Origin of the sequence: Kribbella sp. NPDC050820 (assembly GCF_040653975.1) — a bacterium.
Taxonomy (GTDB): domain Bacteria; phylum Actinomycetota; class Actinomycetes; order Propionibacteriales; family Kribbellaceae; genus Kribbella.
On sequence record NZ_JBFAHB010000012.1, the window covers coordinates 171,352 to 186,798 of the forward strand.

Below are 15,447 nucleotides of genomic sequence, written 5' to 3' on the forward strand. Positions count from 1 at the left end.
GCCCAGAGCGGGATCAGGGGAAACCCGGGCTCCCCCCTCTGCTGATGAGCGCCTCCTGACACACTCGGGCGGTGCACAGGACAGCCGCTCGCTTGACCGCGTTCACCGCCTGCATGCTTGGCCTCGGACACGCCCTGTTCAGCGCCTACTGGGCGCTCGGCGGCACCTGGCTCCTCGACACGATCGGTGGCGACCTCGAACGCTGGGGCCGCACCCGTGAGCCACTCGTCATCCTCGGCCTGTGGCTCGTCGTCGTACTGAAGGCCGGCGTGGCCGTCGCCGCGCCGATCCTCCAGTACGACGTCGTTCGCGCGCCCCGGGTCCCGCGCATCCTGAGCTGGATCGCCGCTACCGTCCTGACCCTGTACGGCGGCATCCTGACGCTGGCCGGCATCGTCGCCGTGCGCTCCGACGTACAAGCGTCGGACCCGCGCGCACTCGCCTGGCACGCCTACTTCTGGGATCCGTGGTTCCTGCTGTGGGGTCTCGCCTTCGCACTCAGCCTCTGGTGGTCTCGCGACCGGTGATCAGCTGTCCTGCACCTTCAGGGCGACGTTCCTGCCACACGACGCCGACTGCCCCTGGACAGTGCGTGTCCAGGGGCAGCCGGTACGACGGTCTTACAGGTACTGACCCGTGTTGGTGGCCGTGTCGATGGAGCGACCCGGCTCGGTGCCCTGCTTGCCGGAGATGAGCGTCCGGATGTAGACGATCCGCTCGCCCTTCTTGCCGGAGATGCGGGCCCAGTCGTCGGGGTTCGTGGTGTTCGGGAGGTCCTCGTTCTCCTTGAACTCGTCCACGCACGCCTGCAGCAGGTGCTGCACCCGCAGGCCCTTCTGGTTGTCGTCCAGGAACGCCTTGATCGCCATCTTCTTGGCCCGGTCGACGATGTTCTGGATCATCGCGCCCGAGTTGAAGTCCTTGAAGTACAGGACCTCCTTGTCGCCGTTGGCGTAGGTGACCTCGAGGAACCGGTTCTCGTCGGCCTCGGTGTACATCCGCTCCACGACGCGCTGGATCATCCCGTTCACGCACTCGCCCTTGTCGCCGCCGAACTCGCTCAGGTCGTCGGTGTGCAGCGGCAGGGTGGTGGTCAGGTACTTCGAGAAGATGTCCCGGGCCGCCTCGGCGTCCGGGCGCTCGATCTTGATCTTCACGTCCAGCCGGCCCGGCCGCAGGATCGCCGGGTCGATCATGTCCTCACGGTTCGAGGCGCCGATGACCAGGACGTTCTCCAGGCCCTCGACACCGTCGATCTCGCTCAGCAGCTGCGGGACGATGGTGTTCTCCACGTCGGACGAGACACCGCTGCCGCGGGTGCGGAACAGCGAGTCCATCTCGTCGAAGAACACGATCACCGGCATGCCCTCGGAGGCCTTCTCGCGGGCCCGCTGGAAGACCAGCCGGATGTGCCGCTCGGTCTCGCCGACGTACTTGTTCAGCAGCTCCGGGCCCTTGATGTTGAGGAAGAACGACTTCTGCCCCTCCACCCCGGTCTTCTCGGCCACCTTCTTGGCCAGCGAGTTCGCCACCGCCTTGGCGATCAGCGTCTTGCCACAGCCCGGCGGACCGTACAGCAGCACGCCCTTCGGCGGTTTGAGCTCGTGCTCGAGGAACAGCTCCTTGTGCAGGTACGGCAGCTCGACTGCGTCCCGGATCTGCTCGATCTGGCCGGTCAGGCCACCGATCTGGGTGTAGTCGATGTCCGGGACCTCTTCGAGGATCAGCTCCTCGACCTCGGACTTCGGGATCTTCTCGTAGACGTATCCGGACCGCGCCTCGAGCAGCAGCGAGTCACCGGCCCGCAGGGGGATGTCGAGCAGCGGCGACGCGAGCCGCACCACCCGCTCCTCGTCCGCCTGCGCGATCACCAGCGCCCGCTCGCCGTCGGCGAGCAGCTCCTTCAGCATCACCACGTCGCCGACGACCTCGAAGTCGCAGGCCTCGACCACGTTCAGCGCCTCGTTCAGCATCAGTTCCTGGCCGAGCTTGAGCGCGTCCAGGTCAACCGAGGGGCTCGCCGCGACCCGGAGCTTGCGGCCTCCGGTGAACACGTCCAGCGTGTCGTCGTCGTTGCGGCCCAGGAAGGTACCGAAACCGGACGGCGGTTGGGCCAGCCGGTCGACCTCCTCCTTCAGGGCGATGATCTTCTCTCGCGCCTCACGCAGGGTCTCGGCCAGCCGCTCGTTCTGAGCGGTGACACTCGCCAAGGAGGCCTGGGTTTCGGACAGTCTGCTCTCGAGCGACCGGCTGTCCGCCGGGTGCTCCAACAACCGACGCCGCAGCGCTGCGACCTCGGCTTCCAGGTACCGGACCTGGTTGCGCAGCTCTGCCGCGGTAGGACTCTCGTCTCCAGCCACGATCATCACCTCACCATGTGGGGCTCGACCCTATGGACCTTACCCAGAAAACCTCACCGAGCAAGCTGAATCCCATCACGTGTCGGTTGCGGATCAATCGGTTGCTCTCGGCATGTCTTCGGATGTTTCCGCACGAGTCCCGGCGCGACCCTCAGGGCGACGCGGTCCGGCGTAGTCGTCGCCGTACGCTCCCGGGGCCGGGCGGCGCTTCTTGCGGGGTGCCTGGACGCCGTGCGCCATCCGGCGGGCGGTCACCAGGAACGCGGTGTGACCCTGCATCCGGTGGCCCGGCCGGACGGCCAGTCCCTCGACATGCCAGTCCCGCACCAGCGACTCCCAGGCCCGCGGCTCGGTGAACTCGCCATGGGCCCTCAGCGTCTCCACAAGCCGGCTCAGCTGCGTAGTGGTGGCCACGTAGGCGCAGAACACCCCACCGGGCGACAGGGCCTCTGCAACGGCGTCCACGCACTCCCAGGGCGCCAGCATGTCCAGTACGACGCGGTCGACATCCTGCTCGTTCAGCTTCTCGACCAGGTCGCCGACCTCGAGCCGCCAGGCCGGGTGCTCACCGCCGAAGAACCCGGTCACGTTCTTGCGCGCGACCTCGGCGAAGTCCTCGCGGCGCTCGAACGAGATCACCTGTCCGTGGATCCCGACGGCGCGCAGCAACGCCGTGGTCAGCGCGCCGGAGCCGGCGCCGGCCTCGACCACCTTCGCCCCCGGGAAGATGTCGGCCATAGTCACGATCTGCGCCGTGTCCTTCGGGTAGATCACCGCGGCGCCGCGCGGCATCGAGACCGAGTAGTCGGCCATCAGCGGGCGCAGCGCGAGGTACTCGACGCCGCCCTTCGACTTGATCACCACCGCGTCCGGGCCGTCGATCAGGTCGTCGTGCGCGATCCCGCCCTTGGTGGTGTGGAAGATCTTCCCGCGCTCCAGGAACACCGAGTGCCGGCGCCCCTTGGAGTCCTGCAGGGTGATCCACTCGCCCGCCTGCAACGGTCCGTGGTGGACCCCGGAGAACGCCTGGTCAGGGAAGTCACGCAAGTCAGCCATAAGGCGCTCACCTTAACTTTCGGTCACCCGCGGGACGTAACCCAGGTGACTCACCGGCTGCGGAAGGCGCGTTCCACGTCGGCGGTGGCCAGCACGCCGTACACCGAGCCTGCGGCGTCGAGGACGAGGTACTCCGAGGACGGGTGCTCGCGCAGGGTCTTGAGGATTTCCTCACCGGTGTCGTTGACGCCGATGATGTGGCCCGCGCCGATCCGGGTCGCGACCTCGCTGACGTTGGTCCACGGGCGCTGGTTCGGCGCCACTGCGTTGACCGCCGACTCCGACACCAGCGCGTGCGGCTTGCCCTCCCCGTCGATCACCACGACCGCCCCGGCCTGCGCCTCGCCGGCCAGCCGGACCGCTTCCGAGATCGGCGTGCCGGAGTGTACGGCGATCGCGCGCCGGGCCAGCGTCCGGACCTGGAGGGCCGGCAGCTTGCGCCGCAGCCGGGCCTGCATCAGCGCCGACGTCGACCCCATCCAGAGGAAGAAGCCGACCAGCAGGGCGATCAGGAAGTCGATCATCGACGGCTGCCGGCCCCAGATCTCCTCGAGCAGGACGGGCGCCGCGAGCACCGCGATGGCCAGGATCCGGCCGGCCCAGGCGGCCACGATCGTGCCGGTGTGCATGTTGCCGGTGATCTTCCAGACCACCGCCCGCAGCACCCAGCCGCCGTCCAGCGGCAGGCCCGGCAGCAGGTTGGTCACGCCGACGATCAGGTTGGCGATCCCGAGCTCCCAGAGCGCGACGTACCCGACGCCCTCGTCGACGGCGCGGGAGCCCAGCCAGGCCAGCCCGCCGACCACCAGCGAGGCGATCGGGCCGACCACGGAGACGGCGAATTCCTCGAGTGGTGACTTCCGCTCGCCCTCGATGTGCGTGCCGGCCGCGAAGAAGCCGAGGTTGATCTCCGACACCCCGATGCCGAACCGCATCGCCATCAGCGCATGCGCGAGCTCGTGCACCAGGATCGACAGCGTGAACGCGACCACGAACGCGAACGCGGCCAGGTAGCGCCAGTTGCCCAGGTCGGGGAACTGCTGCCCGATGATGGCGGCGAACCCGACGGCCAGCAGCATCGCCACCGGCAGCCAGGTGAACCGCATGGTCAGCCGGATCCCGCGGACACGACCGAGTACCCAGGTACCGGGCGGCGGCGGGCCGGCCGGCTGGGCGGGGCTCTGAGGATCACGCGGTTCTGGCATCGACCCAACGCTACTTGCCTCGTGGTAACTCCGTGCTACCTACCCAGGTCAAACGCCGACATTCAGGTTGGCGACGTACCCGCTGCTGACGTCCCCGGTGACCGTCGCGAGCTGGTGTACGCCGTCGTCGTCGCCGAACACATTGTCGTCCTCGAGCGATGTCTGCTGCATGTTCTGCGCGCTGCCGTCGTATCCGTCGGTGGCGTAGACGGTGTCGCAGACGTCCTTCGGGAAGGCGAGCTGGGAGGTGGCGCTGATCTTGCCGGCTGCGGTGGCCTCGGACAGGCTCGAGTAGACCTCGAAGTGGATGTGCGGCCAGCGGCCCATGTACGCGGCCGGGAAGATCGAGGTAAAGGTGACCTTTCCGTTCGCATCCGCGGCCTGGACGCCGCGCAGGTAGTTCTCGTTGGTGACGCCGTCGGAGTAGAGCGAGTAACGGCCCTCCGCGTCGCAGTGCCACAGGTAGACGGCGGCACCGGCCAGCGGGGTGTCCTTGTCCGCGTCCAGGATGGTCAGTTCGACGGTCAGCGGCACGCCGGTGGCGACGCCGGACGCGGAGCCGAACGACTTGGTGATGTCCTTGCGGACGATGCCGGACTCGGTGAGCACGTTCGGGCCGTTCGATCCGTCGCCCGGGTACGGGCCGGCCGTCTCCTGGGGGATCTCGTCGACGTCGGTGGTTCCGGTCGTCGCGCTGGACGTCGGGCTGCTGGTCGCGCTCGGGGTGCTCGACGTGGTCGTCGTACCGCTGGTCGTCGAGTCGGTCGCGTTGTCGGTAGCGCAGCCGGCGACCGCGGCCAGGCCGGCGCCGGCGAACAGGCCGAGGAAGCGACGGCGGTGCAGGGTGCGGAGGTCGTACTCCAGGCCCAGGTCGTGCTCGCGGGGTGGTTTCGGTGGTGGCGTCATGAGACCAGCGTGGCAACCGGAGCCGATGGTTTTCCGAAAGCCTGCTGGGAGTTTGCTGGGAACGGTTTTCCACAGGCCGGGGTGGTGCGCACGCGAAGTGTCGGTGCTCTCGCCTAGGGTTTTGACATGAACGAGCGGAGCGAGTTCATCATCAAGTACAGCGCGTCTTGTGCCTCAGCCGCGCCCGGAGCGAAGCGAGGACGTGGATGAGTCTCGCAGTCGAAGCCGATCCGCATGTGCATCCGCGCGGGGCGTTGTCGCCGTCCCGGGCCGCGGACTTCATGAGCTGCCCGCTCAAGTACCGGTTCCGCGTGATCGACCGGCTGCCGGAGAAGCCTTCGGCCGCCGCGGTCCGGGGCACTGTCGTGCACGGAGTGCTGGAGCGGTTGTTCGACCTGCCGCGCGGGCAGCGGACGCTGGAGCACGCGGCCGAGATGCTGGAGCCGCAGTGGCAGCAGGTCCTGGCGGACGAGCCCGAGGTGGCCGAGCTGTTCGCCGAGGATGCATCCGGCGAGGAGCTGGCCTCGTGGCTGGCAGAGGCGCACCAGTTGCTCGGCAAGTACTTCACCCTCGAGGACCCGAACGCGCTGGAGCCGGCCGAGCGGGAGCTGTACGTCGAGACCGAGCTCGACTCGGGGTTGGTCCTGCGTGGGTACGTCGATCGTCTCGACGTCGCCCCGACCGGCGAGATCCGGGTGGTCGACTACAAGACCGGCCGCTCGCCCTCGGAGTTCTTCGAGGCCAAGGCGCTGTTCCAGATGAAGTTCTACGCGCTGGTGCTGTGGCGGCTGCGCGGCGTCGTCCCGGCGATGCTGCAACTGGTCTATCTCGGCAACGGCGAGATCGTCCGCTACGTCCCGGACGAGGCGGACTTGCGCGCTTGTGAACGCAAGGTGTCGGCGCTGTGGACCGCGATCACCCGGGCGCTGGACTCCGGCGACTGGCGCCCGAGCCCCGGCCCGCTGTGCGAGTGGTGCGACCACAAGCCGCTCTGCCCGGCCTGGGGTGGCACTCCCCCGCCACTCCCGACCCGATCGGTCGAGGAGGTCGCCCAGGAATCGGCCGGAGTAGACCTCGTGGGTGTCGACGGCTGAGGAACCCTCGGCGGATACGGTTCATCGCATGAGCGTGGCTGTGCGGGCGGTGGGGTTGTGGAAGCGGTACGGCGGTGGCCAGACGCAGGTTGACGCGCTGGCCGACGTGAGCGCCGAGTTCGGCCAGGGCCGGTTCACCGCGATCATGGGCCCGTCGGGCTCCGGCAAGTCGACGCTGCTGCACTGTCTCGCCGGCCTGGACAAGCCGAGTGACGGGCAGGTGCTGATCGGCGACCTGGACATCACCCGGCTGCCCGAGAAGCAGCTGACGCACCTGCGCCGAGACCGGATCGGGTTCGTGTTCCAGGCGTTCAACCTGGTCCCTACGCTGACCGCGCTGGAGAACATCACGCTCCCGCTGGACCTGGCCGGCCGCAAACCCGACCAGGTATGGCTCGACACCGTGATCGGGACGACCGGCCTGAAGGACCGCCTCGGCCACAAGCCGTCCGAGCTCTCCGGCGGGCAGCAGCAGCGGGTCGCCTGCGCCCGTGCGCTCGCCTCCCGGCCGGACGTGGTGTTCGCCGACGAGCCGACCGGCAACCTCGACTCCCAGTCGTCGGCCGACGTCCTGGACTTCCTGCACCGCTCGGTCCGTGACTTCGGCCAGACCGTGGTGATGGTGACGCATGACCCGACGGCGGCGTCGTACGCGGACCGGGTGCTGTTCCTCGCCGACGGCAGGTTGCGCTCCGAGCTGCTCGACCCGACCGCCGAGACCGTGCTCGACGCGATGAAGCAGCTCGACTCGACCGCTGTCGCGGCCGGCTGATGCTCAAGCTCGGCCTCCGGTCGGTCCTCGCCCACCGGCTGCGGTTCGTGCTGTGCACCGTCGCGGTGCTGCTCGGCATCTCGTTCACCGCCGGCGCGATGGTCTTCACCGACACCCTCGCGGCCGCGTTGAAGAAGAACTTCTCCGGCAGTGCGGCGGCCATCACCGTCACCCCCGTCGACCCGGTCGGCATCCGGTCCGGCCGGCCCGCGACATTCACTTCCGACGTTGTCGAGCGGATCGCCGCCGTACCGGGTGTCGCCGGCGCCGACCCCGAGCTGCTCGTCAGAGACGTACAGATCCTCGCGCCGGATGGGGAGCCCACCGAGACGCTCGGGCTGCCGACGTACGGCGGGGCCTGGCCGCGGGATGCCCGTACGGCGCCCTTCCGGCTGCTCGAAGGGAGGCCGCCGTGGGGTGAGTCGCAGCTCGCGCTCGACCAGCAGACCGCATCGCGCGCCGGCTATGGCATCGGCGACCAGGTCCGGGTCATCACCCCGAACAAGGCGATCACCGCCGAGCTCATGGCGATCACCAGCCCGACCGTCAGCGGTCCAGCGGCCGGCGCACCGCTGGTCACTTTCGATCCGGCAACCGCGCAGCGACTGCTCCTCGGTGATCCCGGCTGGACCTCGGTCGGAGTGGCCCTCACCGAAGGCTCCGACCCGAGCGCCGTCAGCCAAGCGATCTCGAAGGCGATCGGTGACAGCGTCAAGGTCCGCACCGCGGCGCAGGTCGAGGCCGACGGCGAGAACGCGCTCGACGACACGTTCGGCGGCTACAACACCGTGCTGATGCTGTTCGCCGGGATCGCGCTGTTCGTCGGTGCGTTCCTGATCGTCAACACGTTCGCGATGCTGGTCGCGCAGCGGTCCCGCGAGCTCGCGATGCTGCGCGCGATAGGTGCGTCCCGCGGGCAGGTCACTGCGACGGTGCTCGCCGAGGCGCTGGTGATCGGCGTGCTCGGCTCGACGCTCGGCTTGCTGCTCGGCATCGGGGTGGCGGCCGGCATTCGGTTCCTCTACGAGTGGGTCGATCTCGCGATCCCCGAGTCGCCACTGCAGGTCAGCGCCGCCACGATCATCGCGTGCTACCTGATCGGCATCGGGGTCACCGCCGCCTCCGCGTTCCCGGCGGCCCGACGGGCCGGCAAGCTCCCGCCGATGGCCGCGCTGCGTGACGACGTCGCCCTCCCCGAGCGGTCCATGCTGGTCCGGCTGGTCATCGGCGGATTCATGCTGCTGATGGCGCTGATGCTGTACCTCATCGGCCTGCAGGCCAGCGGGCTCCCCGGCGCGGTCCTGCTCGGGTTCGCGGCCGCGATCACGCTGCTCGGCATGGTGATGACCAGTCCCCTCGTCAGCCGGTACGCCGTACGCGCTCTGCTGTTGCCGTTCGGACGCCGGGCGGCGGTGACGCTGGGACGCCGCAACGCCGAGCGCAACCCGCGCCGGACGTCGGCCACCGCGTCCGCGCTGATGATCTCGGTCGCCCTGATCAGCGGCCTGATCGTGATCGCGGCCTCGGCCAAGGCGTCCATCGAGCAGAGCATCTCCGACGCGATCGGTACGTCGGACCTTGTCGTCAGCACCGACGGCCAGGACCCGTTCAGCCCGGAGGTCGCCGACCGGATCACCAAGGTCGCCGGCGTCGAGTCCGTCCACCGGGTCCGCCGCCAGCAGGCCAAGGTCGGCGACACACCGGTCCAGGTCAGCGGAGTCAGCGACGGCACACTCGCCGGCCCGGTCACGGGAAAGCTCGACTCCGGCTCGCTCGACGGGCTGGGCAAAGGTCAGGCGCTGCTCCCCCGGACGATGGCCAAGACGCTCAAGCTCTCAACCGGCAAGTCCTTCGAGCTGACCACGACCACGGGCAAGCACCGGCTCACCGTCGCGGGCATCCTCGCCCCGAACCGGCAGCTCAACGCGATCGTCCTCTCGCTGCCGACGTACGACGCCGTCGGCGGAGCCCCGACCGACGACCTGCTGTACGTCGACCTCGCCCCGGGCTCCACCGCCGCCCAGGTCGGCCCGGCGGTCCTCGCCGGATTGAAGGACTACCCGACGATCCGGGTCCGCGACCAGCAGGCGTACGTCGACAGCGCGCGCGGACCGGTGAACGTCCTGCTCGGCGTGATCGGGATGCTGCTCGGGCTGGCGATCCTGATCGCGATCCTCGGCATCGTGAACACGCTCGCCCTCGGCGTGATCGAGCGGACCCGCGAGATCGGGCTGCTGCGCGCGATCGGCATGGACCGGCCGCAGCTCAGCCGGATGCTGCGGGTGGAATCGATCGCCATCACGCTGCTCGGCGCACTGCTGGGGCTCGCGGTGGGTGTTGTGTTCGCAGCCTCGGTGCAGAAGGTGATGGTCGACGACGGCCTGAGTGTGCTGGACATTCCCGTGCTGCAGTTGGCGATCGCGGTCCTCGCCGCCGGGGTGGTCGGCGTACTCGCTGCAGTCTGGCCGTCACGCCGGGCAGCCCGCCTCGACGTGCTGCAGGCAATCGCCGCGGAGTGAAGCCATGACGCTGATTGATAGGTAGCCTGCGAGAATGCCGGGCACTGTGCAGTCCATCGAGCGGGCTGCCGCTGTGCTGCGACTGCTTGCGGCCGCGCCCGACGGGCTCGGGGTCGCCGATCTCGGCAACGCACTCGGTCTCGCGAAGACGACCGTGCACGGGATCCTGCGGACCCTGCACCAGGTCGGCTTCGTCGAGCAGGACCACAGCGGGGCGCACTACCACCTGAGCGACGCCTTCGGCCGGCTCGGCGAGACCTACCTGGACCCGAACGAGCTCCGCAGCCGCGCGATCAACTGGGCCGACTCGCTGGCCGCCCGCAGCGGCGAGGTGGTCCGCGTCGGCCGCCTGGTCGAGGGCAAGGTCGTGGTCGTCCACCACGTCTTCCGCCCCGACGACAGCGACCAGGACCTCGACGTCGGTACGACGCTCCCGCCGCACGCCTGCGCCCTCGGCAAGGCCGTGCTCGCGTTCGACACCAGCGGCGCCGCCAAGCCGCAGAAGCTGGAGGCCTACACGACCCGCACGATCGTCGACCCGGCCCGGCTGGCCGAGGAGCTCGCCGCGGTCCGGGCCAAGGGGTGGGCCAGCGAGTCCGAGGAGTACATCGTCGAGATGGCCAGTATCGCGGCGCCGATCCGGGGACTCGGCGGGCTCGTCGTCGGCGCGGTGGGGATGACCGGCCGGATCGAGCGGATCTGCGACAGCCGGCTGCGACCGCGCCCGGACCTGGTCAGCATGGTGCGGGCGACCGCCGAAGCAATCGGCCGTGACCTGCGAGAGGACGGCTGATGGTCCAACGGGGGTGGCGACATGGCTGAGCAGTACGTCGCGGCAGTGGACCAGGGGACCAACTCGTCCCGGTGCATCTTGTTCGATCGGCGTGGGCGGCTGGTGTCGGTGGCCCAGCGCGAGCACCGGCAGTTGTTTCCGCGGCCGGGTTGGGTCGAGCACGACGCCACCGAGATCTGGCGGAACGTGACCCGGGTGGTCCCGGCGGCGGTCCGGCAGATCGGTGCCGAGCCGTCCCAGATCGTTGCCATCGGCATCACCAACCAGCGCGAGACCAGCCTGCTCTGGGACCGCCGGACCGGCCGGCCGATCGGGCACGCGGTGGTCTGGCAGGACACCCGGACCGACCGCCTCGTCACCGAACTGGCCGGCGACGAAGGCCCGGACCGGTTCGCGGACCTGTGCGGTCTGCCGCTGACGACGTACTTCTCGGCGCCGCGGATCCGCTGGATGCTCGACCACACCCCGGGACTGCGGGAGCGCGCCGAACGCGGCGAGGTGCTGTTCGGGACGATGGAGACCTGGCTGATCTGGAACTTCACCGGCGGCGCGAACGGCGGGCTGCACGTCACCGACGTGACGAACGCGAGCCGCACGATGCTGATGAACATCGAGTCCCTGCAGTGGGACGACGAGCTGTTGCAGGCGTTCGACGTACCGCGGGCGATCCTGCCCGAGATCCGGCCGTCGTCCGGGGTGTTCGCGACCGCGACCGAGGTGCTGCCGGGGGTCCGGATCGGGGCCGCGCTCGGCGACCAGCAGGCCGCGCTGTTCGGGCAGACCTGCTTCAGCGCCGGCGAGGCGAAATGCACCTACGGCACCGGGTCGTTCCTGCTGCTGCACACCGGCCAGGAGATCGTCCGGTCGAAGCACGGCATGCTGACCACGGTCGCGTACCGGATCGGCGACGAGCCGGCGTCGTACGCGCTGGAAGGGTCGATGGCGGTCACCGGGTCGCTGGTGCAGTGGTTCCGCGACGGGCTCGGGCTGATCCACACCGCGGCCGAGATCGAGACGCTGGCCCGGACCGTCGACGACAACGGCGGCGCGTACATCGTGCCCGCGTTCTCCGGCCTGTTCGCGCCGCACTGGCGCAGCGAGGCGCGCGGTGTGATCGCGGGCCTCACCGGCTACATCACCAAGGGCCACCTGGCCCGGGCGGTGCTCGAGGCGACGGGGTTCCAGACCCTCGAGGTGGTCGACGCGATGAACGCCGACTCCGGGATCGCGCTGACCGCGCTGAAGGTCGACGGCGGGATGACCGCGAACAACCTGCTGATGCAGTTCCTCGCCGACCTGCTCGACGTCCGGGTGGTGCGCCCGATGGTCACCGAGACCGTCTCGCTGGGCGCCGCGTACGCCGCCGGCCTCGCGGTCGGCTACTGGCCGGACCTCGAAGGACTGCGCAGCAACTGGCACCGGGCCGGCCAGTGGGTCCCGAACATGGACCCGGCCCGCCGCGCCACCGAGTACGAGAACTGGAAGGCCGCCGTCCAGCGCACCTTCAACTGGATCCGCCCGGAGGAACGCCCCTCCTAGTCGGTGATCGGCGCGGCGTGCGCCTCCTCGAAGCCAGCAGCGGCCAGCCGGTCGAGGGTCTTCTGGAGGACGGCGGTGTCCTCCAGCGTCCGGACCTCGGTGATCTTGCCCCACTTCATCCGGAGGAACTGGTGGACGACGTTCTGGTAGCGCGAGCCGTCCGCGACACCGACGTCGACGGTCACCGCGGTCGCGACCCGGGTGTCCCACGGCCAGCCCGCGACCAGCACGTCCTGGACGTCGAACCGGGTGTTCGGCAACAACCGGAAGCAGCGCTCCCACCACCGCCGTAACGCGTCGTGCGTATGCCGCTCGCCGGCCAACGCGTGGTCGCCGTAGAACCGGTAGGTGAAGGACGGCGCCATCCCCGCCACCATCGCCTCCCAGTTGCCCGCGCTGATCTCCGCGAACGCCTTCCGCACTTGCTGGGCCACAAATCGGTGGTACATGTCCCCACCCTAGGGACAGTGAGTTCAATGACGCAACTGACTACGATGGTGAGATGCGGAACACCAGCTTCGGCTCGATGCACTGCTCACTCGCCCAGTCGCTGGAGATCATCGGCGACTGGTGGACGCCACTCGTGCTGCGTGACCTGTACCTCGGGCTCGACCGGTTCGACCAGCTCGTGACCGACCTCGGGGTCTCCCGCAACCTGCTCACCGACCGGCTCGGCACGCTGATGGACGGTGGGCTGGTCACGCGGACGCCGTACCAGGAGAATCCGGTGCGGTACGCCTACGAGCTGACCGAGGCAGGGCAGGAGCTGGTGCCGATCCTGCTGGCGCTGACCGCCTGGGGCGACCGGCATGCGACCCCGCCGGCCGGTCAACCGATCCGCTTCACCCACGACACGTGCGGAAAGGTGACGACGGCAACGGTCTGCTGCTCGGAGTGCGGCGATGCGCTCGAGGCGGACCAGGTCACTCCATCCCCCGGCCCAGGCGGTCGAACTGCGCCTGGGACGGCGCTGATCGCATCCGTCCTCGGAGCAACTGTACGCTGACGGCGATGGTCCAGATCCAGAACAGCGAATAGGGAATCAGCCAGATCGCCGTCGTCCAGAACGCCCGGCCGACCACGAAGCCAAGAGCGGCGGCCAGCGCCAGCCAGCCGAGCCAGTTCGGCAACGAGCCGGCGGTGAGGAAGATCCAGCCGGCCGCGAGCAGGAAGCTGCCGAGCGCGAGCCAGCCGTTCGCGAAGCCGAGGTTGCCCATGTCGAAGGCCAGCCGGGCCAACTGTGGGTCCACTCCGTCGGCCAGCCGGAAGGTGGCCAGTTGCCAGCCGCCTGTCATCACCAGCGCAACGAAGACGACACCGGACACCAGCGCCGCGGCGGATCGCCAGGCCGGGTCGCCCTCGGCGTGCCGCAGCACGGCCCAGACCCCCACCACGAACCAGGCGATGGCCAGCAGGGCGAGCTGACCCAGAAACGCCCCGGCCTCGGTCGCGGTCTCGTTCTGCGCTTCGAAGAAGGTGACGATCTCCGCGGCCGGCGCGTCGAAGTCAGGCTCGCTCGCGCCGGCCAGCAGCAACGCCTGACTGGCGGCCACCAGCACGATCCCCGCCAGCCCCGCGATCCCGGTGGTGACGGACATCGTCCGCCAGTGCCTGTTCGTTGCTTCCGCCCCCATATGCCCTCCCCGTGGCTCACTCCGAGTAAGCCACGGGGAGGACCGGAGCGTCCAGTGGTCAGGCCGGGGACACGATGTCCGGGGCTTCCAGGCGGACCTTGTCGGCGGACTCGTCGTCGGGCTGGTCCTGGGAGTCGCGCTCGGACTGGACCCGGCGGAGGTAGAAGGACACCTCGCGCTCGATCGTCGCCTCGTCCCAGCCGAGGACCGGCGCCATCAGCCGGGCCGCGGCCTCGGCCGCGCCGACCCCGCGGTCCCAGGCCTCGATGGAGATCCGGGTCCGGCGGGCCAGCACGTCGTCGAGGTGGCGGGCGCCCTCGGCCTTGGCGCCGTACACGATCTCGGCCTTCAGGTAGTCCTGCGTGCCGGGCAGCTGCTCACCCAGCGACGGGTCCTCCTCGACGAGCGCCAGCACCTCGTCGATCAGGGCGCCGTACCGGTTCAGCAGGTGCTCGATCCGGGCCACGTGCAGGCCGGAGCGCCGCGCGATCAGGTGCCGCTGGTTCCAGAGCGCGTGGTAGCCGTCGGCGCCGATCAGCGGGATGTTCTTGGTGGTGCACATCGGCACCCGCCCGTCGAGGGCGTTGGCGACCGCGTCGATCGCGTCCTTGGCCATCACCCGGTACGTCGTGTACTTGCCACCGGCAACCACGACGAGCCCCGGCGCCGCGTGCGCGACCACGTGCTCGCGGGACAGCTTCGACGTGCTCTCCGACTCGCCGGCCAGCAGCGGCCGCAGCCCGGCGAACACGCCCTCGACGTCCTCCCGGGTCAGCGGCGTGGTCAGCACCGCGTTCACGTGGTCGAGCAGGTACTCGATGTCCTTGCTGGTCGCGGCCGGGTGTGCCTTGTCCAGGTTCCAGTCGGTGTCGGTGGTGCCGATCAGCCAGTGCCGGCCCCACGGGATGATGAACAGCACGGACTTCTCGGTCCGCAGGATCATCCCGGTGCTGGACTGGATCCGGTCCTTCGGGACGACCAGGTGGATCCCCTTCGAGGCCCGGACGTGGTACTGACCGCGCTCGCCGACCATCGCCTGGGTGTCGTCGGTCCACACCCCGGTCGCGTTCACGACCTGCTTGGCCCGGACCTCGAACTCCCGGCCGCTCTCCAGGTCCTTGGCCTGCACCCCGGTGACCCGCTCGCCCTGCCGCAGGAAGCCGGTGACCTTGACCCGGTTCGCGACATGAGCGCCGTACGACGCCGCCGTCCGGGCGAGCTCCATGGTGTGCCGGGCGTCGTCGACCTGGGCGTCGTAGTACTGGATCGCGCCGACCAGGGCCGACTTCTTCAGGCTCGGCACCAGCCGCATCGCGCCGCGCCGGGTCAGGTGCCGGTGGATCGGCAGCCCGGCGCCGTGCCCCGAGCTGACGGCCATGCCGTCGTACAGGGCGACACCGGCGCCCGCGTAGTACCGCTCCCACCAGCGGTGCTGGAGCGGGTACAGGAACGGCACCGGCTTCACCAGGTGCGGCGCCAGGCGTTGCAGGAGCAGCCCGTGCAGGATGATCTGCTTGGCCGTGGTGGCCGCGATCCGGCCGAAGTCGGCGGGCGTGTCGTCGTACTCGC

Annotated in this window: 14 protein-coding genes; 7 read left to right on the top strand and 7 right to left on the bottom strand. The window is 69.6% G+C overall.

Annotated elements, in window-relative coordinates:
• Nucleotides 1-71: 71 nt before the first annotated feature.
• Complete coding sequence (locus AB0H36_RS14175) at nt 72-527, top strand: DUF3995 domain-containing protein (protein ID WP_360521594.1); 456 nt, start codon at nt 72-74, stop codon at nt 525-527.
• A 93-nt stretch (nt 528-620) separates the two neighbouring features.
• Here the strand turns inward: AB0H36_RS14175 and arc are convergent, their stop codons facing one another.
• From arc to AB0H36_RS14195, 4 genes are all read right to left on the bottom strand, one after another.
• On the bottom strand, nt 621-2,366 hold the full coding sequence (gene arc, locus AB0H36_RS14180) for a proteasome ATPase (protein ID WP_360521597.1): 1,746 nt from the start codon (nt 2,364-2,366) through the stop codon (nt 621-623).
• 87 nt (nt 2,367-2,453) lie between these two features.
• A complete protein-coding gene (locus tag AB0H36_RS14185) occupies nt 2,454-3,416 on the bottom strand; it encodes a tRNA (adenine-N1)-methyltransferase (RefSeq protein WP_360521600.1) in 963 nt (320 codons plus the stop codon).
• Between the two features lie 50 nt (nt 3,417-3,466).
• On the bottom strand, nt 3,467-4,621 hold the full coding sequence (locus tag AB0H36_RS14190) for a site-2 protease family protein (RefSeq protein WP_360521603.1): 1,155 nt from the start codon (nt 4,619-4,621) through the stop codon (nt 3,467-3,469).
• A gap of 48 nt (nt 4,622-4,669) precedes the next feature.
• Complete coding sequence (locus AB0H36_RS14195) at nt 4,670-5,527, bottom strand: intradiol ring-cleavage dioxygenase (protein ID WP_360521606.1); 858 nt, start codon at nt 5,525-5,527, stop codon at nt 4,670-4,672.
• Nucleotides 5,528-5,733: 206 nt separating this feature from the next.
• Between AB0H36_RS14195 and AB0H36_RS14200 the strand changes: the two genes are divergently transcribed.
• The 5 genes from AB0H36_RS14200 to glpK are packed head-to-tail and all read left to right on the top strand — an operon-like array spanning nt 5,734 to nt 12,244.
• Entirely contained in the window at nt 5,734-6,621 is an 888-nt protein-coding gene (locus AB0H36_RS14200) for a PD-(D/E)XK nuclease family protein (RefSeq protein ID WP_360521609.1), read from the top strand.
• Nucleotides 6,622-6,649: 28 nt separating this feature from the next.
• Nucleotides 6,650-7,393 carry an ABC transporter ATP-binding protein gene (locus AB0H36_RS14205; protein WP_360521612.1) on the top strand — a complete coding sequence of 248 codons (744 nt, stop codon included), beginning with the start codon at nt 6,650-6,652 and terminating at the stop codon, nt 7,391-7,393.
• Nucleotides 7,393-9,912, top strand: coding sequence for an FtsX-like permease family protein (locus tag AB0H36_RS14210; protein ID WP_360521615.1), 2,520 nt, complete (start codon nt 7,393-7,395; stop codon nt 9,910-9,912). The genes AB0H36_RS14205 and AB0H36_RS14210 overlap by 1 nt, the downstream gene beginning before the upstream one ends.
• Nucleotides 9,913-9,946: 34 nt before the next feature.
• Nucleotides 9,947-10,705, top strand: coding sequence for an IclR family transcriptional regulator (locus AB0H36_RS14215; RefSeq protein ID WP_360521617.1), 759 nt, complete (start codon nt 9,947-9,949; stop codon nt 10,703-10,705).
• A gap of 21 nt (nt 10,706-10,726) precedes the next feature.
• A complete protein-coding gene (gene glpK, locus AB0H36_RS14220; protein WP_360521620.1) occupies nt 10,727-12,244 on the top strand; it encodes a glycerol kinase GlpK in 1,518 nt (505 codons plus the stop codon).
• Here the strand turns inward: glpK and AB0H36_RS14225 are convergent.
• Complete coding sequence (locus AB0H36_RS14225; protein ID WP_360521623.1) at nt 12,241-12,693, bottom strand: nuclear transport factor 2 family protein; 453 nt, start codon at nt 12,691-12,693, stop codon at nt 12,241-12,243. The genes glpK and AB0H36_RS14225 overlap by 4 nt on opposite strands.
• 53 nt (nt 12,694-12,746) lie before the next feature.
• Here AB0H36_RS14225 and AB0H36_RS14230 point away from each other — a divergent pair, with 53 nt between their 5' ends.
• Nucleotides 12,747-13,250 carry a helix-turn-helix domain-containing protein gene (locus tag AB0H36_RS14230; protein WP_360521626.1) on the top strand — a complete coding sequence of 168 codons (504 nt, stop codon included), beginning with the start codon at nt 12,747-12,749 and terminating at the stop codon, nt 13,248-13,250.
• Here AB0H36_RS14230 and AB0H36_RS14235 read toward each other — a convergent pair.
• Together AB0H36_RS14235 and AB0H36_RS14240 are read right to left on the bottom strand one after the other, a co-directional pair.
• A complete protein-coding gene (locus AB0H36_RS14235) occupies nt 13,168-13,878 on the bottom strand; it encodes a hypothetical protein (protein WP_360521629.1) in 711 nt (236 codons plus the stop codon). The genes AB0H36_RS14230 and AB0H36_RS14235 overlap by 83 nt on opposite strands.
• A 58-nt stretch (nt 13,879-13,936) precedes the next feature.
• On the bottom strand, nt 13,937-15,447 hold a 1,511-nt coding region (locus AB0H36_RS14240; protein WP_360521632.1), incomplete at its 5' end, for an FAD-dependent oxidoreductase.

Coding starts and splice junctions, on each gene's coding strand:
- arc (WP_360521597.1), bottom strand. CDS start 2,366: ATGATCGTGGCTGGAGACGAGAGTCCTACCGCGGCAGAGCTGCGCAAC.
- AB0H36_RS14185 (WP_360521600.1), bottom strand. CDS start 3,416: ATGGCTGACTTGCGTGACTTCCCTGACCAGGCGTTCTCCGGGGTCCAC.
- AB0H36_RS14190 (WP_360521603.1), bottom strand. CDS start 4,621: ATGCCAGAACCGCGTGATCCTCAGAGCCCCGCCCAGCCGGCCGGCCCG.
- AB0H36_RS14195 (WP_360521606.1), bottom strand. CDS start 5,527: ATGACGCCACCACCGAAACCACCCCGCGAGCACGACCTGGGCCTGGAG.
- AB0H36_RS14200 (WP_360521609.1), top strand. CDS start 5,734: ATGAGTCTCGCAGTCGAAGCCGATCCGCATGTGCATCCGCGCGGGGCG.
- AB0H36_RS14205 (WP_360521612.1), top strand. CDS start 6,650: ATGAGCGTGGCTGTGCGGGCGGTGGGGTTGTGGAAGCGGTACGGCGGT.
- AB0H36_RS14210 (WP_360521615.1), top strand. CDS start 7,393: ATGCTCAAGCTCGGCCTCCGGTCGGTCCTCGCCCACCGGCTGCGGTTC.
- AB0H36_RS14215 (WP_360521617.1), top strand. CDS start 9,947: ATGCCGGGCACTGTGCAGTCCATCGAGCGGGCTGCCGCTGTGCTGCGA.
- glpK (WP_360521620.1), top strand. CDS start 10,727: ATGGCTGAGCAGTACGTCGCGGCAGTGGACCAGGGGACCAACTCGTCC.
- AB0H36_RS14225 (WP_360521623.1), bottom strand. CDS start 12,693: ATGTACCACCGATTTGTGGCCCAGCAAGTGCGGAAGGCGTTCGCGGAG.
- AB0H36_RS14230 (WP_360521626.1), top strand. CDS start 12,747: ATGCGGAACACCAGCTTCGGCTCGATGCACTGCTCACTCGCCCAGTCG.
- AB0H36_RS14235 (WP_360521629.1), bottom strand. CDS start 13,878: ATGGGGGCGGAAGCAACGAACAGGCACTGGCGGACGATGTCCGTCACC.